Below are 24,204 nucleotides of genomic sequence, written 5' to 3'. Positions count from 1 at the left end.
TATGTTTATTATTACTCATTACTCATGATTAAGTGCATACGTCCTAAAATTCAGCATTTTTACTTTTCCGGAGTCTAATAGAAAAATTAAATTTTCCAGAATGCTTTCCTTGGAATGATAACTTAGCTGTACGGAAAGTTCTTCGATGGTGGCTGATTTTTTAGCCAATAAGTTGATGATCTGCTGGGAAATATTTTTTCCGAAAATAGATTGTTTATTCTTTTCACATACAGAACACTGTCCACAGTTTTTTGAATTTTTTTCACCGAAATAAGCCAGAATAAGTTTCATTTTGCAATAATCCTTATCTTCTACATAGAATTTAATTTCTTCCCATTTTTGAATCTTGTTTCGTTGGATGTGTTCAAAAAGCTTCCAATAAGCGCTACTAACAGCTCTTTCATCACGGGGTTTCAGAAATTTAATACTGGATAAAGCTCCGTCTATGTATTCAAGATAATTTTTCTTTTGAAGTTCTTTTAAACGTTCTTTAATTAATGGAACACTTATCTGAATTTTATTGCTGACCTGTTGCTCACTGAACATTACTTTATGTGTAGTGATTCCGGACATGGTACGGAGTAGAAGTTCTATGAAATAGGCATCTTTTTGTGGCAGTTGATCTATTTCATCAGATTTAATAAAAAGCTCCAAAGATGACAGGCTTTTATTGTCATTGTAATAAACGATTTCCTGGTTATGCAGAAAATTGAGAACATTATTGATCTTGGCTTTTGATAATCTGGTGAAATTTTGTATCCCAATTGTATTCAACTGAAATGTTTTCTCAGGTAATTCAAATTCTGCTACCTGAAAAATAGAATAGAGGTAACTGATGATCTTTAAAAATTCGGCCTTGTTGGGAATCTGGTTTTTGAGAATTTGATCGAAGTTCAAAAGCTCCTGTTTATTCCACAGCATAAATGCAAAACTTTCCTTGCCATCTCTTCCTGCTCTTCCTATTTCCTGATAATAATTTTCAAGTGAAGCAGCAGGCGAGTAGTGGAGAACAAAACGCACATTATCTTTGTCAATACCCATTCCAAAGGCATTGGTGGAAATTAGGACCTGATTGTCACTATTGTTCCAGGTGTTTTGTCTTGTATTTTTTTCCTTTGTTGTTAAACCGGCGTGATAATAATCTACATTTTTCAGTTGATTTTTCTTTAAGAATTCTGAAAGCAATTCAGCTTCTTTTCTGGTTCTTACATAGACAATCCCAGAATCTGTATTGTATTTTAAAATATCCAGAACACGTTGGAATTTATCGGAAACTTCTTCTGTAAAGATTTTGATATTATCCCTTTTAAAACTTTTCTGGAATACAGCAGGATTTCTTAGTTCAAGCTTATTCTTGATTTCTTTCAGAACCTTTGGCGTTGCTGTTGCCGTAAGTGCCAAACACGGGATTTCGGGATTATTGCTTCTGAAGCCTTTGATATTCTGATAACTTGGACGGAAATCCTGTCCCCATTCAGAAATACAATGGGCCTCATCAACAGCAATGAATGATAGCTCAATTTCTTCGATGTTCTGAAGAAACTGAGTATTAGTTAATCTTTCCGGAGATACATAAAGCAGTTTGGTAAGCCCTTCTTTACAGCGGTTGTAAATAGTTTCAGCATCATATTCATCCAATTCAGACGACAGGTATTCTGCTTCTATTCCCCGGAATTTAAGCTGATTCACCTGGTCTTTCATTAAAGCTAGTAATGGTGAAATTACCAGACAGGTTCCTTCTTTCAATAAGGCGGGAAGCTGATAACACAATGATTTTCCTGCACCTGTAGGAAGCAGTACCAGCGTATCTTTTTCATTGATAACCGCATTGATAATTTCTTCCTGAGAATCCCTGAAGTCAGTGTAGCCCCAGAAATACTTAAGAGTATCATATTTTAGCTTTTGAAAATCCTGTGGAGAAATCATGATGTAAAAATAAGGAAAGTATTAGGACAAAAAAAGCCACGCAATGCGTGACTTTTATATAATAAATTAATAAGTTTATTATTTAGCTTCGAAGTATACTCTTCTGTTGGCTCTGTTTTTCCATTCAGGGCACTTCGTTGCTGGTTCACACTCAGGATATTTAAGGTCTTTTTCACCTTTACCTACAGCATTTAATTTACCAGACTGAACTCCGTTTTTGATTAGATAACTCTTAACGTTGTTTGCTCTTCTTTGAGATAATTTTTGGTTGTAAGCATCAGTACCTCTTGTATCAGTAGCACCTACAACATTGTAAGCACCGTTTGAAGAATTGATGTAGTTTACAGCGTTGTTTAGAATAGGAGTGTTTGAAGGTAAAATTCTGTCAGAATTTAAATCAAATTCAATTCCTTCTAATTTAGTTTCTGTTTCTACTACCGGTCCTGTAGTGGTAGTAGGACAGCCGTTGTTTTCCACAGGTCCAGGAACTGTTACACACTTATCGTAAAGGTCAATAACGCCATCTAAGTCTGTGTCAAGAGCAACACCGGCACCGTCCACTCTAGCTCCTGCAGGAGTGTCAAGCTGTCTGTCCCAATCGTCACATACTCCATCGTTATCAGCATCACCTTTTTTACATACTTCGATATCCTGATTTTTGTTAGCCAAAACATCTAGTTTGTAATAGATCTCCTGAAGCGGGTCATGCCACATCAAGTGAGATTCGTGCTTTCCTAATTTTACAGAAAGACCTAAAGTTGCGTTGAAGAAGTTATCAGAAACCTGCTCTGAACGTCTGTTGATATCACTATATGCCATACCTCCACCATCGAATTCATCATCGCCGGTAACTACGTACATTAATCTACCTTCAAGGTCGATTCTTCTGTTTATTTTAAATTTAAGACCGGCACCAGCCTGCATAAACATTGAGCCTAACTGGAATGGTTTAATTTCAGTGGCTAATGTTTGTCCTTTACTAGTTTTCTGGTAAGCTCTGTAGGCAATAGTACCAATACCTGCGTATCCGTGAAGAGCCCATCTGTAAGGAGAGTGGTTATCAACCCTTCTCAAAAGGTTAGAGAAGTTGATATCTCCTAAAAGGGAGATTGCGTCATACTGAGTTCTAGCTCCTACAGCAGCAGCGTCAGGGGCAGAGTCTTTGGTATTGAACCATCCTTGTCTTGTTTCACCTCTGTCATATTGTAAGTTGATCCCGAATGCATGGGTAATCGCTTTATCAATACTTACATAAGCTGAGTATCCAAAAAGATTCTTACCATTACCATTTTTGATAGAAGTTAAATCTGCTGATTGAAGTAGTGGAACACCAACCCCTGCAGAAATAGACCAGTCGTTAAATCTTTTTGACTGATTGGTAAATGGGGAAACGTTGGCAGACCCAGACGAGAACGTATTGGGATACTCTCCTTTTGAAACTGCCGTTGAGTCTTGTGCATAGCTGGCTGTAGGAATCGCCAATGCTAAAGCAGCAATTGCTAAACTTAATTTCATAGTGTTATTTTTTTTAGTTAAGTTATTTTAAATGATTTTTTACGCTAAAAAGTGATTTTTGCATTATTTTTTCAAAACAATAATAAATATATCTTGATGATTCTGTATTTATTGCCTGGAAAATGATATAAAGGTATGTAAAAAAAGTCGTAATAGAAAAAAAATAAACCGAAAAGAACAATTCTTTTCGGTTTATGTATTGTATAAGAAATTACTTTTTCTTTTTCTTAGCCGGAGCTTTTTTCACTGGTTTTTTTACAGGAGCATCTTCATAGTCTTTCTTTTTAATAGAATTCCATTCTGAGCTTTCTATAAATCTTACCGTAACTTTTCTGTCTGCTAATCTTTCAGCATCTGAAGCTGAAGCTGGGATTGTAGCTTCTGCAGAACCTACACCTTTTGATTTTAGCACACTTTCATTAACACCTCTGTTTTCCAGAGCCCCTACTACAGCAGCAGCTCTTTCTTTAGATAATCTTAAGTTGTATGCTGCATTTCCTTTAATATCAGTATGTCCTGTTAGTAAGTAGTTTCCTCCGTTCTCTTTGATAATTGAAGCTGCAAGGTCTAATTTACTGTTAGATTCTGGTCTGATGGTAGCTTTGTTAAAATTAAAGTAGATATCCTTAAGGGTTCTTTCTACTTCTACAGCAGTTTGATTATTGTCTTTTTTTACAGGACAACCATTGTTTTCCACAGGCCCAGGAACTGTTACACACTTATCGTAAAGGTCAATAACACCATCTAAGTCTATGTCAAGAGCAACACCGGCACCGTCCACTCTAGCTCCTGCAGGAGTATCAAGCTGTCTGTCCCAATCGTCACATACTCCGTCATTATCAGCATCCCCTTTTTTACATACTTCAATATCCTGATTTTTGTTAGCCAAAACATCTAGTTTGTAATAGATCTCCTGAAGCGGGTCATGCCACATCAAGTGAGAATCATGTTTTCCTAGCTTGAATGAAAGACCTAAAGTTGCATTGAAGAAGTTATCAGAAACCTGCTCTGAACGTCTGTTGATATCACTATATGCCATACCTCCACCATCGAATTCATCATCGCCGGTAACTACGTACATTAATCTACCTTCAAGGTCGATTCTTCTGTTTATTTTAAATTTAAGACCGGCACCAGCCTGCATAAACATTGAGCCTAACTGGAATGGTTTAATTTCAGTGGCTAATGTTTGTCCTTTACTAGTTTTCTGGTAAGCTCTGAAGGCAATAGTACCAATACCTGCGTATCCGTGAAGAGCCCATCTGTAAGGAGAGTGGTTATCAACCCTTCTCAAAAGGTTAGAGAAGTTGATATCTCCTAAAAGGGAGATTGCATCATACTGAGTTCTAGCTCCTACAGCAGCAGCGTCAGGGGCAGCATTTTTGGTATTGAACCATCCTTGTCTTGTTTCACCTCTGTCATATTGTAAGTTGATCCCGAATGCATGGGTAATCGCTTTATCAATACTTACATAAGCTGAGTATCCAAAAAGGTTCTTACCATTACCATTTTTGATAGAAGTTAAATCCGCTGATTGAAGTAGCGGAACTCCAGCTCCTACTGAAATGGACCAGTCGTTAAATCTTTTTGACTGATTGGTAAATGGGGAAACATTGGCAGAACCGGAAGAAAAAGTATTAGGATACTTTCCATCTGTGGCTGCTGATGAATCTTGTGCATAGCTGGCTGTAGGGATTGCCAATGCTAAAGCAATGATTGCTAAACTTAATTTCATCGTGTATTATTTATTTTGATTTTTTTGAAAATACTTTCTGTATTATTTGATTGGACAACCATTGTTTTCAACAGGTCCTGGAACAGTTACACATTTGTCATAAAGGTCGATAACGCCATCAAGATCCATGTCTAAAGCAACACCGGCACCATCTACTCTTGCTCCTGCAGGAGTATCAAGCTGTCTGTCCCAATCATCACATACTCCATCATTATCAGCGTCTCCTTTTTCACAAACTACAAGATCTGTAGTTGCATTTTCTAAAACGCTGGTTTTATAGTATGCTTCCTGAAGTGGGTCATGCCAAGCTAAATGAGAAAGGTGTTTCCCTAATTTGAAAGATACCCCTAAACTTACAGTCCATGCGTTATCAGATTTTCTTGGATTAAGCATGTTATACTCTGTGTAAGCAGGACCACCGCCATCAAATTCGTCATCACCACTAACGATGTACATGGTTCTTGCTTCAACATCAATAAGTTTTGAAACATTATATTTAAGTCCAAAACCTCCTTGATAGTATACAGAACCAATATCCAAAGGCTGTCTAACAAATGAAGGAATTCTTTTTGGATTATCACTCCATCTGTTTTCATTATTGTCATGTAATGACGTTCTGAATGCCTGAAGCCCAATACCCATATATCCGTGGAAAGCCCATCTGTAAGGAGAATGGTTATCAACTCTTCTTAATAGATTAGAGAAGTTAATGTCTCCCATTAAAGCTAACTGGTCAAATTGGGTTGTTGCTGTAGCAACTCCTGCAGCTGCACCCGCAGCACCTGATAGTTGTCCTGTCTGTTTAGTTTCTCCTTTGGTATAGATTAAGCTTAAACCAAACGTGTGTGAGATTTGTTTGTCAATACTTACATAAGCATTGTAACCCCAGTTGGTTTTGTCTTTACGAAGAGATTTAAGGTCAGAGTGAACCATAAATGCTGCACCTCCTCCCACTGAAATAGACCAATCTCTGAAGCGTCTTGCTTTATTGTCAAAAGGTTGTACGTTAGCGGAGCCTGAAGAGAATGTATTAGGATACTCAGTAGAAGAGTTTACTGTAGTACTGCTGCTTTGTGCGAAAGCAGCAATTGGCAAGGTTGTAGCCAATAATAATAAACCTAATTTCATACAATATGTTTTATGTTTTAAATAAAATCTTTTAATAATACTCTGGAAAAATCCCTTTCAAAAAGATGTTTTTTATGAGGGATTTCTAATCTTTCTGATTTAAAATTTAATTCATTATACTTAATGATATCAATATCTATTACCCTGTCTGTGTAACCACCTGATACTTTTGAATCATTAATTCTTCCCATTTCAACTTCAATGTTTTTAATACAATCAAGCAGTTGAATTGGTGAAAGATGCGTGAATATTATTGCTGCAATATTACAAAAAATATTGGAACTGACAAATTCTACGGGATCAGACATCAAAAATTCGCTTATCTGTGAAATTTGATTTCCGGCATCACTTATTTTTTGTAAAGCAAGTTCAATATTTTTTTTTTGCTCTCCAAGGTTACTTCCTAGTAACAAAACTACCTTTTGCTGCGACATATTGGAAAATTGATTGATTTATGAGAAGTTTCTTTAAAAATGTTTTGGCAAATATAGTAGCAATAATCATACTTTGTGCTGTGTTTTTCGTCTTTTTTATTATGATGCTTGTGTTTAGTTCTATGGGAAGTGACAAGTCTGTGGTGGTGAAAAAGAATTCGGTTCTTACGATTAATTTAAAGACCCATATAATAGACAGTCATACTGAAGAACAAATGGATCTGTTCGGTTTAGGCAGCCAGAATAAAAACGTTCTTTTGTATGATGTGCTTGAGGCGATTAATAAAGCTAAAACTGATGATAATATTAAAGGAATCAGTATTGAGACAGATGACCTGAATGCAGGGCTCACTCAAATTGATGATCTTAGAAATGCTATTGAAGATTTTAAGAAAAGTGGAAAGTTTGTATATGCTTACGGAAACGGAGTTTCTCAATCTGCTTACTACCTTGGATCAGTAGCAGATCAGTATTATCTTCATCCTGCGGGAGGTATAGAATTGAAAGGACTTTCTACTGAAGTTACATTCTTTAAAGATTTCGCAGATAAATATGGTATCGGAATAGAAGTGATCCGTCACGGTAAATTCAAATCTGCGGTAGAACCTTTTTTAAGAAATGATATTTCTCCTGAAAATAAAGAGCAGTTAAGCACTTTGTTAAACGATCTTTGGAAAAATACATCTTATAAAATGGCAGCGTCCAGGAAAATTGACACTGCTCAATTCAGAACAATTGTTGACAGCCTATACGGAATGATTCCTGAGCAGGGATTAAAATATAAGCTAGCAGATAAGCTTATCCAAAAATCAGAATATGAAGATATGCTTAAAACAAAGTTGAATGTAAAGGATAAAGAAAAACTGAATAAGGTTTCTTTAACTAATTATATCAGCTCTTTCACTGATGAAGATAAGTCAGGAGAAAAGGTGGCAATATTATATGCATCAGGTTCTATTAATAACGGAGACGAGTATAATGACATTCACTCCGAGAGGTATGTGAAATACATTAAAAAACTTCAGGAAGATGAGAAAGTAAAAGCGGTAGTATTGAGAATTAATTCTCCCGGGGGAAGTGCAAATGCTTCCGACGAAATTTTATTTGAATTGCAGCAACTGAAAAAGAAAAAGCCATTGGTAGTATCTTTTGGTGATTATGCAGCCTCTGGTGGTTATTATGTAGCGATGGCAGCAGATAAGATTTATTCTGAGCCAAATACGCTTACAGGTTCTATCGGGGTATTCGGGGTATTGCCTTATTATAAAGATATTGCGAATAAAAACGGTATCCGTGCAGATGTTGTGGCTACCAATGCTAATTCAATGTATTATTCAGGATTAAACGGAGTAACACCTTATGGAGTAAATATGATGACAAGAAGTGTAGAAGGTACTTACAAAAGATTTGTACATTTCGTTACCCAGAACAGAAAGAAAACATTTGAGCAGATTGATAATGTAGGTGGGGGTAGAGTATGGAGTGGTGTTCGCGCCAAAGAAATAGGTTTGGTAGATGAATTGGGGACACTTAACGATGCCGTGAAATTTGCAGCACAGAAAGCAGGAGTGAAGTCTTACTATGTAGAAGCTTATCCTAAGAAAATGACTCCATTTGAGCAGATCTTCAAAGATCTTAATGAAGAAGATGTTTCTGCACGAATTATCAAAAATAAAATAGGGAAGTCCAACTATGAAATCTTACAGCAGATTACAGACAAGAAATTACAATCTGAGGTAAAAATGGAAATGCCTTACCAGATTAGAATTAACAACTAACTAAATTATATTGTACAAAAATCCCGGATCTGAATTTCAGATCCGGGATTTTATTTTTTATCAGCGTTATATCAGCTTTTCTTCGTGGCCATTCCATAAATCCAGAGGATAACTAAAGCTCCTCCAATGGCAAGAATCCAGCTTCTTGGATTCCAGAACGAGCTAACATCTCCCCAATGGAGAACGTAAACTCCTATAGCTCCTCCTATAAATGCTCCTAGAATTCCAAGGATGATGGTAATTAACCAGCCTCCTCCCTGAGTTCCGGGCATGATCATTTTAGCGATAGCACCTGCAATAAGACCGAATAAGATCCATGTTATAATTCCCATAGTTGCAAATTTTTTAATGATTAATATTTAAAATTGATTTGTTATACTAATATAAGGGAAAACATGATATAAATCATCTTTTCTTGAAGAATGAGTCTACAAATTCCGTACCATTGAAAAGCTGAAGATCCTGCATTTTTTCACCTACACCTATATATTTCACCGGAATTTGGAACTGGTCTGAAATACCAATTACAACACCTCCTTTTGCTGTTCCGTCTAGTTTTGTTACGGCTAAAGCATTCACTTCTGTTGCAGCAGTAAACTGTTTAGCCTGTTCAAATGCATTTTGTCCTGTAGAACCATCAAGTACCAATAAGATTTCATGAGGAGCATCAGGAATTACCTTTTGCATTACTCTTTTAATCTTAGAAAGTTCGTTCATCAGGTTAATTTTATTATGAAGCCTTCCTGCAGTATCAATGATAACAACGTCTGCATTTTGAGCTACGGCACTTTGTACTGTGTCAAAAGCTACAGAGGCAGGATCGGATCCCATTTCCTGTTTTACAATAGGAACGCCCACTCTTTCACTCCAGATGGTAAGCTGGTCAACGGCAGCAGCTCTAAAGGTATCTGCAGCTCCAAGAACCACCTTTTTACCCTCAGATTTGAACTGGTGAGCCAATTTTCCAATTGTGGTTGTTTTTCCAACCCCGTTTACTCCTACCACCATAATAACGTAAGGTTTTTTTGAAGTATCGATATTTCCTGTTCCTGCATGAGGGTTTTCAAGCAATAATCCTGAAATTTCCTCACGAAGAATATTATCCAGTTCGTTTACCCCAACATATTTATCGCGGGCAACACGTTCTTCAATTCTTTCTATGATTTTGATGGTAGTGGAGGCGCCTACGTCAGATGCAATCAGTACTTCTTCCAGATCATCCAGAACTTCATCGTCTACTTTGCTTTTACCGACTACGGCCTTCGTCATTTTTTCAAAGAATCCCTGGCTGGATTTTTCTAATCCTTTATCCAGAGTTTCTTTTTCTTCCTTTTTGAAAATATTTTTAAACCAACTCATAGTTTTAGTCTATTCTTATCTTTTGTTTTTAATTACTGCTGTGGCTTCCACCTCTATCAGTACATCATTCCTGAACAGTTTACTTGCCTCTATAAGGCTGCTTACAGGAGGGTTCTGAAGATTGACGTGTTTATCCCTGACTTTTCTGAAATCCGGGGTTTTTGATATATCTGTGATGAAGATTCCTAGCTTAACAATGTCTTTGCCTGTACCTCCATACTCCTTCAGAATATTTTCAATGTTTTTGAAAATCTGACGTGTCTGTTCTTCTACATTTTCCCCTACCAGGTTTCCCTTCGAATCTAAAGGAACCTGACCAGATAATAAAATCATTCTGGAAGTACCGCAATCAATGCTTACTGATTGTGATAATCCAGGGATGCTGAAAACTTTTGGTGAACTTTTGTATTCTATGGGATCCATTGTTTTCTGGCTGAATGAAAATTGAAAAATAACTGTACTTATTAGAATAAGAATCTTCTTCATATTTCACTGATTAATAATCTGGTGAACAAAGATAACAAAAAAACTACCCAAAATATGAGTAGTTTTTTATATTGTAAATAAAGTATTGATTATTTTTTCAAAAAACCATCCACTTCATCAGCATTCATTACTTTTTCTTCGAAAACGTAAGCTCCTGATTTAGAAGACTTCACCATTTTCACCACTTTAGTCATTTTTTTAGACTGACCGCTTTGTAGGGTTGCTACTACTTTCTTTGCCATTGTAAATTATATTTATAAATTACTTGATTTCTTTGTGAAGGGTAGATCTCTTAAGAACAGGATTGTATTTTTTCAATTCCAATCTCTCTGTAGTGTTCTTTTTATTTTTTGTAGAAATGTATCTAGACATTCCTGGCATACCGCTTTCTTTGTGCTCTGTACATTCAAGGATTACTTGAACTCTGTTTCCTTTTTTTGCCATGATTTATTAATTCTTTTTAATCAATCCGTTTCTAGTAGCTCTTTCAATAGCTTCTTCGATTCCAATCTTGTTAATCACTCTCAATCCATGAGCTGATACTTTCAGTGTAACGTGCTTATCTTGCTCCGGAAGGTAAAACTTCTTCTCTAGTAAGTTAATTTCAAAACGACGCTTCGTTTTGTTATTAGCGTGAGAAACGTTGTTACCAACCATTGCACGCTTTCCTGTTATTTGGCAAATTCTTGACATATCTCGATGTTCTTATTTGTATAATATTTGAGAGTGCAAAATAACGAAGAATTTTTTAGATAGACAAATCTTTTGGAAAATATTTGTAAATAAGTAACTGATTATAAATATTGATTTTTTAAAATATCCGAATTTCTGGGATATAGCAGTAAATCAGTGCTGATATATTTCATACAGGCTTTTTTCCAAGAAAAAAAATTAATATCCTATCTTTGTTTTTAATTAATCTAAATAAAAATTATGAAAAAGGTTTATATTCTATTGTCTATGCTGCCTGTCGGTTTATCTGCTCAAAATTTTACGGAGATACAGACCGGAATGAATAATTTTTATTTCTCCGCTGCTGATATTGCTGATGTGGATAATAACGGGACATTGGATATTGTCGTCAATGGAGCTATAGATTCGGATGGAGATGGAAATCCCGATGCTACCTATAACGAAGTATACAGGAATAACGGAACAACTTTACAGCCTTATACCGATCTTGGTGGAGATGTAACCCATTTGGGAGATATAAAGTTTATCGATTTTAATAATGATGGATTGATGGATATTATTTCCACAGGATTAAGTTATATGGATATTGTCAACTACAAGCATTATCGTTTTAAAAATACAGGAGTTGGTTTTGTAAGAGAAAATGAACTTCCTGGAAAAATATATGGTTCACTGGAAGTTTTTGATTTTAATCATGACGGAAAACAGGACTATGCCATCAATGGAACGCAGTTTGCCCATGGAGGTGGCTTTAGAAATACTGTCGACTTTTATCAAAATACAGGGTCAGGTTTTAATCTGATTGAAAACTGGGCGGATGGAACTCAAAACGGAAGCTTTAAAATAGTAGATCTTAATAATGACCATTTTTTGGATCTTGTTATTATCGGATCGGACATTAACGGAGATCCGGTTTCTAAAGTGTATATCAATCAGAATGGAACATTGGTTCATACACAAGCTCTTGATTCTTTGATTTCAGGAAAACTGGAAGTGGCAGATTTTAATGCAGACGGTTTTCAGGATATTGTAGTGGTTGGTAAGGATGCTAATGACGATCCTTACCTTGCTGTTCTGATGAATGATAAAACAGGCACATTGGTGGTTCATCAGATTCCATCAGAAATCTCTGATGCATCCATAAGTGTGGGGGACTTAAATAATGATGGATATTATGATTTTATCGTTTCCGGTGATGTGAATTATAATGCAGTGGTAAAGACTTATTTATATAACACAACCAATCAGATATTTACAGAGGGTACAACAACAGGTTTGCACAGTCTGGGAGGTCCGGGAATGATACAGTTGTTTGATTTTAATAATGATAATCATCTGGATGTTTTACTAGGTGGATTTGATTGGGCTAACCCGGATATTCCATCTTTAACGAAGGTTTTTAAAAATAATTCTACAGAGCAGAATGCAAAACCAACAGCCCCAACTCATTTGAACATGACGAAAAACGGAACCCGATTTAATTTTACATGGAGTGGAGCAACAGATGATAAAACTCCAGCGAATGCATTACGTTATGAAATTAAAGTAGGATCTACACCAAACTCGCAGGATATTGCCAAATATATTGTAACCACTCCTTCATGGTTCCTGGAGCTTGATCCGTCCATTCAGAATGTATATTGGAGTGTAAGATCAATTGATGCTTCAAAAGTATATTCTGAAGTTTCTGCACAAGGGTCATTGTCAACCCGAGAGAATATGGTCAATCGTGAAAAAGAGTTTGCTATTTATCCAAACCCAACTTCTGATAAAGTCTTTATTAAAGGTGAAAAGGTATCAGAAGCTGAAATCTATTCAATGGAAGGGAAAAAGCTGAATGTAATTTTAAAAGCAGATCAATCTATTGATGTTTCGCATCTCCCTAAAGGAATATATCTATTAAAATTGAAGATAAAAAACGAAATAATCACCAAAAAACTTACTATTAAATAACTAACTGAATCATTATTCTATCTTGAGAGAAGCCAGACGTCCAGCTGGCTTCTCTTTTTTTTATTTCCACAGATCACAGATGTTTGTGGCTATTTGTGTAAACATTAGTATTATTTGTGTTAAAAAAAAAGAATCTGCGTTATCAACTTAATCAACGAGAGTTTGATTTCTCTCAGATTTTGCAGATTATATTTTTAAGTATAAAGATCAGGATGACTGATGTTCAAGCATTATGCTTTCTTCATTTTTGCCTGAATCCTTTTTATAAGGTAATAGAATAATAAAAATCCTAAAGCGAATATTGAAAATCTCGAAAGAAGATCTCCCGCTCTTGAATAGAATGTCATTCGCTCATAAAGATTGATTTTTGAAAACAATGTGGTTTGGTCTCCATAGAAAGTATCCGCTACAATTTCCCCTTTAGCATTGATGTGTGCTGAAATTCCACTGTTAGCAGCACGGGCAATTTCTCTTCTGGTTTCAATAGCTCTTAATTTTGCGTAGGATAGAAGCTGTTTGTGCCCTTCTGTAACACCCCACCAGGAGTCATTAGTCATAATGCCAAGGAAGTTAGCTCCTTTTTTTACGTAATCTGTTACAAATTCTCCATAAATACTTTCGTAGCAGATAATAGGGGCCATTTTTCCTTTGTTGTAGGGATTAGAAAAGGCCATTCTTTCCTTGTCTGTCCCTAACGAAGCTACTGTTCCTCCTAAATTCAGCATAGCATCCCCTAAAAGAGGCTTTAAAACATTCATGTATGGAAAAATTTCAACGCCTGGAACCAGTTTTCCTTTGTGATAGATCTGAGTTTTTTGTTGTGGAGCCAGCTGAATAGCTGTGTTGTAGTTTGCTACCCAAACTCCCTGATTAATTTCATATGCTTCTTTTGGTAAGTTTGCAGGATCAAAAAATAAACGGTGGGAAGAGATTCCTGTTGCGAAAACAGATCCCGGATGTTTAGACAGAAAGTCTTTAGCATTATTTAAAAGTAAACTCTTCTCAATACCGGTTTCAGAGATAGAACCTCTGCCTGGTAGAGCCGTTTCCGGAGCGATATAGTAATCAATTTTTGTTGTCGAATTTTTTTCAGCTAAAGCCAAAAGATCCTGTTCAATTGTTAAACTGTCTTTTGAATATTTTTCAGCATAAGGATCAAGATCAGGCTGCAACATCAGTACATTCACCTGTCCGGATGGTTTTTCATTAAAACTGTTATACTTGATGACAGAAATAATCATCGGAATAGCAATTAAAGCAGTTATAATAGATGAGTTTTTAATCAAATCTTTTTTCTTTCTTCCTGCTTCCCATGTTCTTACGGTATAGAAAATAAGAACGTTGATTAATAAGATCCAGAAGCTTCCGCCGGTTGCTCCTAAGGTATCATACCACTGAATTAGTTTTGGATAATCTGCAAATACGTTTCCTAAATTCAGCCATGGCCAGGTAAGCTCCCAGCCTAAGTGAAATTTTTCAAAACTCATCCAGATGGCAATAAAGAATCCTAATCCCCAATAGGTTCCCTGGGCATTTTTATACCAATGATAACACTGGAAAACCAAAGAATATAAGAGTGAATTTACAAGAACCGGGAATACAACTGCCATCATAGAGTGGCTTCCGTCCGGGTTTTTAGAGCCATATAGCCATCCTGTAGTGACAATATTCCAGATGATAAAACAAATATAGGATAGTCCGAAGATCATCCAGCCTTTTCTTTTATAGTCTGAAAATTTTGAAATTCCATGTTCCATCATCAGAAGAGGAACGAGAGCGAAAAATATAAAAAAGGGAACTCCATAGGTAGGCCAAGAGACCGACAGCAGCATTGCTGAAATAAGTGTTAGTAGAACGTATTTCATTAAATTATTTTAATATACAAATTTAATGTTTTTGAAATGAATATATTAGCATCCGATGTTAAAGAAATTATATAAAATTGTTATTGTTCCTTACACTCTATTTTTGCTTTATCTGATGTTTTTCGGAATGGGCAGATTTCAGTATGATGAGAACATGATTACAGTGGAACCTGTGTTTTCTACCATTAAATTTATTCAGGGTGCAATGTCGTGGAAGGATATTATTATCATTGTGATTGGAAATATTGTAATGTTTGTTCCCTTTGGTTTTCTGGGTTGGGTTTTCCCAGAACTGAGAGACCTGAAATCTCTGGTGTTTAATTTTATTCCGGCCATTACCATCGTGGAAGGACTTCAATATTTTACAAGAATGGGAATATTTGAGGTAGACGATATCCTCCTGAATACACTTGGAGTATATTTAGGATGGCTGTTCCGTAGATGTATTGAAAAACAAATTAGCTATTGAGTTCTTTTGCTCTCTTTTCGGCATTTAAGATTCCGAGCTTTAAAATTTCCTTGAAATTGTTGTCTTCAAAGGTTTTCAAAGCTGCTTCTGTAGTTCCACCTTTGGAAGCTACGTCTTTAATAAGCTCCTCAAGGTTCTTTTCAGAATTATTGATGAGATGATAAGCTCCCAGCATGGTTTGCTTTACAAATAGTTTAGACAGATTTTCTTCAATTCCCATTTCGACTCCTGCCTTAATCATGGCATCAATAATATAGTAAAAATAGGCAGGCCCACTTCCGGAAAGAGCGGTAACACCATCCAAAAGATTTTCATCTTCTAAGTAAACAGATCTTCCGGTACTGTTTAGCAGTCTTTCAATATTGATAAGCTGGCTGAATGAAATTCCATCTGCAGCAGTATAGCCGGTAATTCCCATTCCCAGAAGGGTAGGCGAGTTAGGCATAGCTCTTACAACCAGTGGATGGTTCAGTGATTTCTGAATTTTCTCAATATTAATTCCGGCCATAATGGAGAGAACCATTTGATTTTCCTTTAAAGTAAATTTGAAATTCTGAGCAACCGTTTGGAAATCCTGTGGTTTTACGGCAATAATAATCAGATCGGCATCCAGTTCTGTAACTTCTTCAAAGGTGGAAATTTTTGATTTGGGAAATTCCTCTGCTATTTTGGAAATTTTAGTCTGGCTTCTGGTAATCAGGTGAAGGTTTTCCGGCTTAATCAGTTCATATTTCAAAAATGATTTTGAAAATGATAACCCCATATTTCCGGCTCCCAAAATAGCTATTTTCATGTTGTGTTGATTTTGTAACGAAAATAATGTTTTTTATTGTGATAGGAAAGAGGAGGAGTTAGGAAGATGGAAGTTATTGCGGTGTTGGGTATTTCTGAAGTATTTTTTTATGATATTGAAATAGATATCATAAGTACTTGAGTTATGAAGCGTTTTTAAGAGCATCAAGCTTCCATACAAAAAGGTCCAGCAATTTGTCGGACCTTTTTTATTCCACGGGGAATTCCGGTCTTCTCATTTTATATTTTGTTCCGGAAAGAGCTTCAAGGAAGGAAACCAAAGCTTTTTTCTCTTCTTTTGTAAGTTTTAAAGGCTTTAATAAAGGATCTGTTGCAGGATAAAGCGGATCTTTCTGTTTCACTTCAGGAGATGGATCTATCATGTGCATTCCGCTGTCATATATATTCACAATGCCTTCCAATTCTCCAAAAAATCCGTTATGCATCCAAGGTTGAGTGAGCATCAGATCTCTTAATTGTGGTGTCCTGAATTTTCCTACATCTTCAGCTTTTTTTGTGATATTGTACAATCCAAGGTCTTCATATTTTCTTTTGTAATAAGTCAATCCAATATTATGAAAAGATTCGTCTGTAAGATATTGTCCGCTGTGACAGTTCATGCAGCGCGCTTTTGTTCTGAAAATATGCATCCCATAAATTTCTTCATCAGACAAAGCATTGTATTTTCCCTCCAGGAATTTATCAAAACGGCTTGGCTGGCTTTTGATGGTTTTCTGAAAATCAGCTATTGCCTTTACAATTCTGTCGTAGGTTACGGTTTCATCACCATAGGCATTTTTGAAAAGAGGTTTGTATCCCTTTATAGCCTGTATTTTTGATGGTAATGATTTGATGTCCATGGCCATCTCATGATGGGCTCCGAGTGGGCCTGCTGCCTGCTCTTCAAGGGTTTTTGCTCTTCCGTCCCAGAAGAATAAATTTCTTTCTGCAACATTATAAAGAGAGATTGTATTTCTGTTTCCCAGCAGATGATTATTTCCTAACGCAACATGTCTTCGGTCTGACCAGCCCATTTCCGGATCATGGCATGAGCTGCATGAAATTTGACTGGATTGGGATAATTTAGGATCAAAGAATAGCATCTTCCCAAGAATAACACTGGGTTTATCCTGATTTTTAAAAAATGCAGTGTCTGTTGTAATGGGAGAGAATTCTTTCCATTGTACACCATAATCAATATTCGGTTGGGGCCATTCTGAGATTACTTTTTTATAGCTCTTCACAATATCTTCAATGGTAGGATCCTGAAGATCCAGCAAATCCCGATTTACTTTAGGGGTGAAACTTAATAAAATCAAGATAACACCACCTAGTCCCCAATATATTAGTTTTTTCATGTCTAAAAAGTTATCCCTATGCTTGCACCCGCAAAATTATTGTTTGTATTCTGTATTTTTTGTGTCTGATATTGTGCAGTTACGAAGAGTGCAGGTAGTTTATCCAGCTTAAAATCATATCTCAAAACCATTCCGAAAGTGGTAATCTCACTGGCCTGGAACATGTAGTCCTGAAGTACCCATTCATTAACTGCTGCATTTCCGGTAGTGTTCAAAGCATTGATAGATTGGTTGACCATTCTTTTATAGAAATACGGTTGGAATGTAAACATCTGGTTGTTATTAACCTGTTGTTTATAATCAGCATTGACTCCAAAATAGGAGTATACAAATTTCTGTCCTGAATTAGGATAGAGCCTACGTTCTTTTACTTCTTCATATCCAAAGAACGGAACTGCTGTAATGGAGAAACTGTCCTGATTATACTGATAGAATCCTTTAACAAATGTGGTGTAATTTTCTCTACGATAAGCTTCTCTTTTAAAAATTTGAGTCATGATGGCGGTATTCATCGAGTAGCCATATTCAGATCCTGTTTTTTGGGATGCGGTATATTCTGTTAATAAACCAATACGGTGCTTTTCATTAATATTGAAAAATTTTGCACCTTCCACTTCAAACTGTTCGTTTTTCAGGTCAGAAAGGTTGTGAAACGTGTTTGAACCGTCATTATAACTTTTAATATTGTTGGATTTTCCTATTGAAGCCTGAAGGTAAAAATCTTTTCCCTGTTTGTTGGAGATCTGAAAACCTCCTTTATAAGCAAATTCTTCGAAAGTATTGGTAGGGTGCGTTCCGCCATTAAATAAAGCATTCGAGAAGCCTAGCCCAGACATCATATATACGTAAGGCCTTCCCAAAAGACTTTGAAACTGAGTCGAATTATTTTGAGTGTATTTATTGAATTCACCGAAAACTCCAGCTTCATATTCTCTGAAAATTTTATAGTTCACACCAGCATTTATCCTTAGATCTGAAGTTGTGCTTTTCATCCTTGGATCTTTTGAACGGTATCCCATCTGTGCAGAATAGCTTACCTGCCCGGCAACAGTCCATCGGTTTATTTTTTCAAGATATCCTCCGGAAAACAGATAGCGTTCCAGATTTAATTTTCCACCAACGGAATCAGAGGTAATGTAAGGTGCAATACGTTCGTAATCCAGTGTTTCGTTCCAATTGACAATGCTTGTTTTTAAGTTCTGGTAACCTGCACTTCCCCATACAAAACGGTGAGGTTTCAGCTTTTGAAAAGATTGAGCTTTTATCGTTAATCCTTTACTGCCATTTCCTAATTGTTGACGATAAATATTTTCTTTATTATCCTGATAACCGGTACTGAACTCTGAAAACGAAGAAGTACTATAACCCGACATGGATGCCGGATTATAGTAAAAGTTATTTTTAAAATCTCTTTCCTGATTGTATTGGTTATTGAGCTTTTTAAAAAGACTTAGGCTGTCCTGAGCCTTTATATTAAAAGAAACTCCGATCAATAGCAGGCAGGAAAATATTTTTGTTTGTAACATAATTTGCTGTTAAATATCGAACTGTATTTTAGTGAGCGATACCATTTTTTAAGCTTGGTTGAGAGTCTTTCACAAAGTCATTCGATGAGTTGTTGGTGTCCTGATAAAGATTTTTACCGTTTGTCATCTGTCCTGTTACCTTACGTCTTACCGATTTTCCGAAACGGGTAGGATCCTTATCAATAGTTCCTACAGAAGTCCATCCACCATCAATACTTGCTGAAGTTAAAGTATGGGCAAATTTTGAAGAAACACTGTTGTTCACTCCATCAATAATCCAGGAATTAGGAATCGTATAAGTGCTTTTTGCTGTAACTGTACCGGCACTGTTTATATAAGAATAATCATATTTGTATTTCTGAAGAAAGCTTTCTCTATTTTCATCGAATGGGAAACGGGCGATCACGTAACTTTCAAAACCGCGGTCATGCAAAAAGAACATGTTAAAGTTCATTTGTGAATAAATCACTTCGGCATTTGGAACAGAAGGGTTATCCACCTGTCCTAAAGCCGGATTGTTTGAAGGATATTCAAAATTGGCGTTGTGAAGATCATAAGCAGTGCTGGTCTGCGCTTTATGATTGATGGCATTGTCTGCAATAACAATGAAATCTCCCGGTTGTACAGGATAGTCTATGCCAGAACCGGGAAGTACCATTACTGCTTTTACCGGGAATGATAGATTTACATTATAGGGAGTAGGATTTTTATCTTCTGTTGTCAAAAACTCAGATTGTCCAATGATGAGTTTGTCAGCATACAGTACTTCTTTGGTGTTATTGGTTAATTTAAAGTAACGTCCTGAATTGTAGTTTTTACCTTCTGTTGTTTTAATTCCTGTAAAGAAAACTTCTTCAATGATAAAGTCATCATGAAATTTTTTAATAATAATGGGAATGTTAAGATTCGTTGCAGATAAAGCAATATCAGTTTGGGCCATGGCTCCTGCCGATACTTCTGCATTTTCGGAAATTACGGCACCATTTACAGTGATTTTATAAGAACCATAGGGTAAAGCTATAGAATATGTATTGACATTTTTAATGGTTTCCCTTCTTACAATATTCGTATTTACTTCTCTGAATTCAAGATCCAAACTTTTGTAAGAAGAAATATTTTCACCTGAGAAATTTAATGTTAAAAGTCCTTTCTGAGTAGTAGTTTCTCCGAAATTATCATTAGTACATGACGTTACTGTAAATGTTGTTACCATTATAGCGGCTAAACTTAGTAGTAAAACTCTTTTTTTCATGATATTTTTTTGATATATATTAAAAATTGTAGTTCAATTCCATTCCGAAATACGGTGTATTGGTTCCTTTTCTGTAAACTTTTACATTGTTGAAAGTGTAAGGAGCACTATAATTGAAAAGTCTGTTAACAAATAAGGAAGTGCGAAGCGCCTTATAAATACTTTTAGTGACTTTAAGATTTCCTACCATGGTAAAAGTGTAAATTTTATCCAGATTATCAGAAACCGAAACGCTTCTTACCAACCATTGTTTATAGGTATCTGTTCTGTCTGCTTCTGTAAAGGGATGTATCACTCCATCTACCCCATAATAAGAAATAGGTTCCGCAATTCTTCTGTCATTTCTGCTATGGTCATATAAACTTCCTTGCAAAGACGCGGAAATTATCATATCCAGACTTGGAAGATAGGTATCTATAAGAAGGTTGTAATTGATATTTGAATTCACATTACCATAATCAGATTGATAGATTCCGTAATAAGGATAAGCTTCTGTTCCAATTGAGCCATTAGGTCTGCTAATAATAGGTGTAGAGTTTCTGTATTGAGATTTAAACCATGCTCCGGTAAAGGTAAATCTTGTATTGATTGATTTGATTCTTGGAGATGTGTAACCGAATTCAATACCTTGCTTCAGCGTTTCACTTCCGTTTTCTGTAGTAGAATAGGCGGCAAAAATATTTTTAACTTCATAAGGAACATTTGTTAAATCCGGTCCGTTAGGTGTCCATTGGGTAATATCTACCTTTGTGGCATCATATTGTTTATAATTGTGAATAGCTGTTTGGTCCATGCTACGGAATCCGTTAGTCATGCTTTCTTTAAAGTAAGTCATAAAGAACTCATGATTCCTGTAGGCAAGGTCTAAACGAATTTCTTTCTTTATACTCTTGGCAGCTTGCAGTTCTTTATTTTCCTTTGACTGTACATACGTCATGAAATTTACATATCGGTATTGTGCATCATTGTGGTAATAATTCAGTTGGGTATAATCCCAATATTCTTTGTTTGGATAGAGCATCAACAGAGTAGGCTGCTTATAAAAAAGACCATATCCCAAAGTAACATCAGTTTTTAAAGGATAATCATTAATCATGAGATGAGGTAGGCTGTATTGGAAATTTAATCTGGGCTCAGCAAAAACTTTTTTGCTGACAGCATAAGAGTTGTCGATTCCCAGATTTTTTGATAATCTTAAACCTGCATATAAGGTAAATTTATGCTGATTGATGGCATAGCTCATCTGGTCACCTACAAAAGCAGCCAGCAGGCTTGAGGCCGGGATAGCATTGTATGGTCTTGGTCTTGCAATTCCTGTATTGGCAGACGGAGGCGTTTTCATATCATATTGAAGCCCTCGGCCATTATTTTTTGAATATTTCCAGTCAAGCCCGGCTTCATATTGATGGGTAATTCCAAAAGTTTTCTCTGTTCCGTTTGCCTGGAAGAAGACCGTGATATCCAAAGGCTTTCCTTCTGTGGAAAATTCTGCGATATAGCGAAGATCTGGATAATAACCCACGTTTTCTCCCTGTTCGGTAGCAAGGGAAAAAGATCGAGGTCCTGATAATTGAACCAGTTTTACCTGTTCTATTTTTTCAAACCCTTGACGAATAGCTGTGTTTAACGTTAACTTGTTGAAAAATGAATTTTTATCCAGCTGATAAATAAAATTATTCGTTAAGCTTATTCTTTTATTATTCGATTCATATTTGTCGGTTGGAGGATATCCGTTGTCCGGATCATATTTTTTATTGTCAATATTGGTGGAAAAATCGATGGTTGATTTCCATTCCAAAGGTCTTGACCATAGTGTTGAGATTTTTTTTGAACGGATAGATGCCGTAATACGCTGATAGGTTTCAAAATCATCTGTTGGATTTGATTTTGAATCCAGAAAATCTGCACTGGCACTCATCTGCCACTTATCATTGATTTTAAATCCCTTACTCAGATAATATTGCTTACTGAATCCGTCAGCTTTGAATCTGGCCTGCAGCGGAGCGGCTTTTATTCTGCGTTCAATTTTGATTAATCCTGAAGTCAGATCTCCATAAGCTGCTGATGGAATACCACGGATTACTTCAACTTTTTCAATGTCATTGGTAGAAATCGTTCTCATATCAACTCCCGAAGTAGCTGTTTCTCTATATCTCGGACCTTCAGAGAACTGTCTGTTGTCTACTGAAACCTGCATGTCTGCGTTGGAATTAATGATATTATCATCAACCATGAACTGAACTCCCAGAGATGAGGTATTGTATTTGTCACCAGTATATTCCCCGGTATTTTCACGAAGTGTAGCTTTATTGGTTAAGTTTAAAACTGGTTCCTTTGAAAGTCCACCAGGAAGAAGTTCCATTAAGTCGGAGAAACTGGAAGGCTGTAAATGCTGCATAGCCTGCCTGTTAATCACTGATTTTGTTGTTAAACCTTTGCTTTCCTTAGAGAATACAATTACTTCTTCCAGCTTATTAATGGGCTGAAGCTTAATAGTAATGTGTTGAAGAGAAGTAAGGCTGATGTTCAGTTCTTTTTCCTGGAAATCGGGATGAACGACTTTTACGTGATATTTACCATTGGGAATAGAAATATCCGTATGACCGTTTTTATCAGTAGTTAAAGAAGTTTGATTGATGGTAACAGAAGCCCCTTCTAATTCTTTGTTGTTTTCGTCGAATACAGTAATGTTCAATTGAGATTTTTCATTTTGTGCCTGTACCATCTGTACACTGAAAATGAAAAAGAAAACAAAAAGTAAAGATCTATTCATTTTTATTTATTCTAAATAAGCAGACCGCAAAACTATAAAATATAATAATGCGAGACAATAGTTATTTAGAATAAATTAAAATAATAAAACAAAATTCCGGAAAAAACCCGGAAATCTGTTATATAATCTGAAGTGAAAGTTATATAATATTCACTTCCCGTTCAAGTTCTATCCCGAATTTTTCTTGTACAGAATTGATAATTTCAGTGGAAAAATCAAAAATTTCTTTACCGGTTGCTTCTCCGGTTGCATTGATGATAACTAATGACTGAAGCTTGTGCGAAGCTACGTTTCCAATCTGCTTCCCTTTCCAGCCACATTGTTCAATAAGCCATCCTGCCGGAACTTTTACCATATTGCCATTAGGATACCCCTGGATATTTTCGAACTTCTGCTTTAACTCTTCAAACTGAGCTAAAGGAATGGTGGGATTCTTAAAAAAGCTCCCTGCATTTCCAATTTGCTTAGGATCCGGTAATTTGCTTTGTCTGATGTTAATAACGGCTTGGGAGATATCCTGTATCGTAGGATTGGTAATTCCAAGATTTTCAAGCTCAGATTTAATAGCGCCATATTCTGTTTTAATATGGTGATCTTTCTTAGTAAGTTTAAAGGTAACTTCTAAAATGATATATTTTCCTTTTCCTTCTCCTTCTTGCTTGAAGATAGAATCCCTGTAGCCAAATCTGCATTCTTCAAGATCGAAAGTGGTAAGCTCAAGATTTTCCAAATCCAATACCTGACAGTTGATAAATACATCCTTGATTTCTGTTCCGTAAGCTCCGATATTCTGCATAGGAGAAGTTCCTACATTACCGGGAATTAAAGAAAGGTTTTCTAATCCACCGTAATTTTTGCTCAGACAGTACGTCACAAATTCATGCCAGTTTTCACCTGCTTTTGCAGTAATCAGAATTTCATCTTCATTGAGATCTTTCTCGGAAATACCTTTTAAATTTAGCTTAATAGCAAGTCCGTCAAAATCTTTTGTCAGCAGAATATTACTTCCGCCTCCCAAAAATAAAAGAGGAAGAGTATTTTCTTTTGAAAAAATAAGAGCGTTTTTTAATTCTTCGATGTTGTTTATTTCAACAAAGTATTTTGCTTGGGCATCAACACCAAATGTATTGTAAGGCTTTAAGGAAAAATTTTCTTGCATGTT

Annotated in this window: 20 protein-coding genes and 1 pseudogene; 3 read left to right on the top strand and 18 right to left on the bottom strand. The window is 36.0% G+C overall.

Translation table 11 applies throughout. The annotated features are described in order from the left end of the window. Positions 1-18: 18 nt before the first annotated feature. The 5 genes from J2772_RS22615 to folK form a co-directional block, all read right to left on the bottom strand. Complete coding sequence (locus J2772_RS22615) at positions 19-1,926, bottom strand: ATP-dependent DNA helicase RecQ (RefSeq protein WP_209920868.1); 1,908 nt, start codon at positions 1,924-1,926, stop codon at positions 19-21. 78 nt (positions 1,927-2,004) lie between these two features. Further along, the gene (locus J2772_RS22610) at positions 2,005-3,441 is read right to left on the bottom strand and encodes an OmpA family protein (RefSeq protein ID WP_209920865.1); all 1,437 of its coding nucleotides are present in this window, start codon (positions 3,439-3,441) and stop codon (positions 2,005-2,007) included. A gap of 211 nt (positions 3,442-3,652) precedes the next feature. Continuing rightward, positions 3,653-5,176: an OmpA family protein gene (locus J2772_RS22605; RefSeq protein WP_209920863.1), complete on the bottom strand. Its 1,524-nt coding sequence runs from the start codon at positions 5,174-5,176 to the stop codon at positions 3,653-3,655. Positions 5,177-5,218: 42 nt separating this feature from the next. Beyond that, on the bottom strand, positions 5,219-6,304 hold the full coding sequence (locus tag J2772_RS22600) for an OmpA family protein (protein ID WP_209920860.1): 1,086 nt from the start codon (positions 6,302-6,304) through the stop codon (positions 5,219-5,221). A gap of 17 nt (positions 6,305-6,321) precedes the next feature. After that, complete coding sequence (gene folK / locus J2772_RS22595) at positions 6,322-6,738, bottom strand: 2-amino-4-hydroxy-6-hydroxymethyldihydropteridine diphosphokinase (protein WP_209920858.1); 417 nt, start codon at positions 6,736-6,738, stop codon at positions 6,322-6,324. Positions 6,739-6,758: 20 nt separating this feature from the next. Between folK and sppA the strand changes: the two genes are divergently transcribed. Beyond that, positions 6,759-8,516 carry a signal peptide peptidase SppA gene (sppA, locus tag J2772_RS22590; RefSeq protein WP_209920856.1) on the top strand — a complete coding sequence of 586 codons (1,758 nt, stop codon included), beginning with the start codon at positions 6,759-6,761 and terminating at the stop codon, positions 8,514-8,516. Positions 8,517-8,587: 71 nt separating this feature from the next. Here sppA and J2772_RS22585 read toward each other — a convergent pair whose 3' ends face one another. From J2772_RS22585 to rpmB, 6 genes are all read right to left on the bottom strand, one after another. Continuing rightward, positions 8,588-8,848, bottom strand: coding sequence for a GlsB/YeaQ/YmgE family stress response membrane protein (locus J2772_RS22585; RefSeq protein WP_209920854.1), 261 nt, complete (start codon positions 8,846-8,848; stop codon positions 8,588-8,590). A gap of 73 nt (positions 8,849-8,921) precedes the next feature. After that, complete coding sequence (ftsY, locus tag J2772_RS22580) at positions 8,922-9,875, bottom strand: signal recognition particle-docking protein FtsY (protein ID WP_209920852.1); 954 nt, start codon at positions 9,873-9,875, stop codon at positions 8,922-8,924. A gap of 15 nt (positions 9,876-9,890) precedes the next feature. Further along, entirely contained in the window at positions 9,891-10,361 is a 471-nt protein-coding gene (locus J2772_RS22575) for a RidA family protein (protein ID WP_209920851.1), read from the bottom strand. A gap of 89 nt (positions 10,362-10,450) precedes the next feature. Then, positions 10,451-10,603, bottom strand: coding sequence for a DUF4295 domain-containing protein (locus J2772_RS22570; protein ID WP_065399141.1), 153 nt, complete (start codon positions 10,601-10,603; stop codon positions 10,451-10,453). A gap of 19 nt (positions 10,604-10,622) precedes the next feature. After that, on the bottom strand, positions 10,623-10,805 hold the full coding sequence (gene rpmG, locus J2772_RS22565) for a 50S ribosomal protein L33 (protein ID WP_027373683.1): 183 nt from the start codon (positions 10,803-10,805) through the stop codon (positions 10,623-10,625). 6 nt (positions 10,806-10,811) lie between these two features. Beyond that, positions 10,812-11,054 (bottom strand): 50S ribosomal protein L28, encoded by a 243-nt coding sequence (rpmB, locus tag J2772_RS22560; RefSeq protein WP_002976757.1) that lies wholly within the window; start codon positions 11,052-11,054, stop codon positions 10,812-10,814. A 240-nt stretch (positions 11,055-11,294) separates the two neighbouring features. Between rpmB and J2772_RS22555 the strand changes: the two genes are divergently transcribed. Continuing rightward, positions 11,295-13,007: a T9SS type A sorting domain-containing protein gene (locus J2772_RS22555; protein WP_245365305.1), complete on the top strand. Its 1,713-nt coding sequence runs from the start codon at positions 11,295-11,297 to the stop codon at positions 13,005-13,007. 230 nt (positions 13,008-13,237) lie between these two features. On the opposite strand, the gene lnt is transcribed toward J2772_RS22555, so the two are convergent. Further along, positions 13,238-14,872 carry an apolipoprotein N-acyltransferase gene (gene lnt, locus J2772_RS22550; RefSeq protein ID WP_209920849.1) on the bottom strand — a complete coding sequence of 545 codons (1,635 nt, stop codon included), beginning with the start codon at positions 14,870-14,872 and terminating at the stop codon, positions 13,238-13,240. A gap of 55 nt (positions 14,873-14,927) precedes the next feature. Here lnt and J2772_RS22545 point away from each other — a divergent pair, with 55 nt between their 5' ends. Then, positions 14,928-15,341, top strand: a complete 414-nt coding sequence (locus tag J2772_RS22545) for a VanZ family protein (RefSeq protein WP_209920848.1) — start codon at positions 14,928-14,930, stop codon at positions 15,339-15,341. On the opposite strand, the pseudogene proC reads toward J2772_RS22545, so the two are convergent. The 6 genes and pseudogenes from proC to murB form a co-directional block, all read right to left on the bottom strand. Beyond that, positions 15,331-16,137, bottom strand: a pseudogene (gene proC, locus J2772_RS22540) (pyrroline-5-carboxylate reductase); the annotation flags it as partial. The gene J2772_RS22545 and the pseudogene proC sit on opposite strands and share 11 nt — an antisense overlap. Before the next feature lie 205 nt (positions 16,138-16,342). Continuing rightward, positions 16,343-17,491, bottom strand: coding sequence for a cytochrome-c peroxidase (locus tag J2772_RS22535; RefSeq protein WP_209920843.1), 1,149 nt, complete (start codon positions 17,489-17,491; stop codon positions 16,343-16,345). Between the two features lie 2 nt (positions 17,492-17,493). Further along, positions 17,494-19,017: a DUF6850 family outer membrane beta-barrel protein gene (locus J2772_RS22530; protein ID WP_209920841.1), complete on the bottom strand. Its 1,524-nt coding sequence runs from the start codon at positions 19,015-19,017 to the stop codon at positions 17,494-17,496. Between the two features lie 28 nt (positions 19,018-19,045). After that, positions 19,046-20,269 (bottom strand): DUF4876 domain-containing protein, encoded by a 1,224-nt coding sequence (locus J2772_RS22525; RefSeq protein WP_209920839.1) that lies wholly within the window; start codon positions 20,267-20,269, stop codon positions 19,046-19,048. 19 nt (positions 20,270-20,288) lie between these two features. Beyond that, a complete protein-coding gene (locus J2772_RS22520; protein WP_245365304.1) occupies positions 20,289-23,042 on the bottom strand; it encodes a TonB-dependent receptor plug domain-containing protein in 2,754 nt (917 codons plus the stop codon). Positions 23,043-23,181: 139 nt separating this feature from the next. Then, positions 23,182-24,201, bottom strand: coding sequence for a UDP-N-acetylmuramate dehydrogenase (murB, locus tag J2772_RS22515; RefSeq protein ID WP_209920836.1), 1,020 nt, complete (start codon positions 24,199-24,201; stop codon positions 23,182-23,184). Positions 24,202-24,204: the final 3 nt, after the last annotated feature.

This window comes from Chryseobacterium jejuense, assembly GCF_017877355.1.
GTDB lineage: Bacteria > Bacteroidota > Bacteroidia > Flavobacteriales > Weeksellaceae > Chryseobacterium > Chryseobacterium jejuense_A.
This window is presented reverse-complemented; position numbering and strand designations above follow the sequence as displayed.

What these genes read in the sequence shown, in the direction of transcription:
- J2772_RS22615 (WP_209920868.1), bottom strand. Translation starts at nt 1,926, where the DNA reads ATGATTTCTCCACAGGATTTTCAAAAGCTAAAATATGATACTCTTAAG.
- J2772_RS22610 (WP_209920865.1), bottom strand. Translation starts at nt 3,441, where the DNA reads ATGAAATTAAGTTTAGCAATTGCTGCTTTAGCATTGGCGATTCCTACA.
- J2772_RS22605 (WP_209920863.1), bottom strand. Translation starts at nt 5,176, where the DNA reads ATGAAATTAAGTTTAGCAATCATTGCTTTAGCATTGGCAATCCCTACA.
- J2772_RS22600 (WP_209920860.1), bottom strand. Translation starts at nt 6,304, where the DNA reads ATGAAATTAGGTTTATTATTATTGGCTACAACCTTGCCAATTGCTGCT.
- folK (WP_209920858.1), bottom strand. Translation starts at nt 6,738, where the DNA reads ATGTCGCAGCAAAAGGTAGTTTTGTTACTAGGAAGTAACCTTGGAGAG.
- sppA (WP_209920856.1), top strand. Translation starts at nt 6,759, where the DNA reads ATGAGAAGTTTCTTTAAAAATGTTTTGGCAAATATAGTAGCAATAATC.
- J2772_RS22585 (WP_209920854.1), bottom strand. Translation starts at nt 8,848, where the DNA reads ATGGGAATTATAACATGGATCTTATTCGGTCTTATTGCAGGTGCTATC.
- ftsY (WP_209920852.1), bottom strand. Translation starts at nt 9,875, where the DNA reads ATGAGTTGGTTTAAAAATATTTTCAAAAAGGAAGAAAAAGAAACTCTG.
- J2772_RS22575 (WP_209920851.1), bottom strand. Translation starts at nt 10,361, where the DNA reads ATGAAGAAGATTCTTATTCTAATAAGTACAGTTATTTTTCAATTTTCA.
- J2772_RS22570 (WP_065399141.1), bottom strand. Translation starts at nt 10,603, where the DNA reads ATGGCAAAGAAAGTAGTAGCAACCCTACAAAGCGGTCAGTCTAAAAAA.
- rpmG (WP_027373683.1), bottom strand. Translation starts at nt 10,805, where the DNA reads ATGGCAAAAAAAGGAAACAGAGTTCAAGTAATCCTTGAATGTACAGAG.
- rpmB (WP_002976757.1), bottom strand. Translation starts at nt 11,054, where the DNA reads ATGTCAAGAATTTGCCAAATAACAGGAAAGCGTGCAATGGTTGGTAAC.
- J2772_RS22555 (WP_245365305.1), top strand. Translation starts at nt 11,295, where the DNA reads ATGAAAAAGGTTTATATTCTATTGTCTATGCTGCCTGTCGGTTTATCT.
- lnt (WP_209920849.1), bottom strand. Translation starts at nt 14,872, where the DNA reads ATGAAATACGTTCTACTAACACTTATTTCAGCAATGCTGCTGTCGGTC.
- J2772_RS22545 (WP_209920848.1), top strand. Translation starts at nt 14,928, where the DNA reads ATGTTAAAGAAATTATATAAAATTGTTATTGTTCCTTACACTCTATTT.
- J2772_RS22535 (WP_209920843.1), bottom strand. Translation starts at nt 17,491, where the DNA reads ATGAAAAAACTAATATATTGGGGACTAGGTGGTGTTATCTTGATTTTA.
- J2772_RS22530 (WP_209920841.1), bottom strand. Translation starts at nt 19,017, where the DNA reads ATGTTACAAACAAAAATATTTTCCTGCCTGCTATTGATCGGAGTTTCT.
- J2772_RS22525 (WP_209920839.1), bottom strand. Translation starts at nt 20,269, where the DNA reads ATGAAAAAAAGAGTTTTACTACTAAGTTTAGCCGCTATAATGGTAACA.
- J2772_RS22520 (WP_245365304.1), bottom strand. Translation starts at nt 23,042, where the DNA reads ATGAATAGATCTTTACTTTTTGTTTTCTTTTTCATTTTCAGTGTACAG.
- murB (WP_209920836.1), bottom strand. Translation starts at nt 24,201, where the DNA reads ATGCAAGAAAATTTTTCCTTAAAGCCTTACAATACATTTGGTGTTGAT.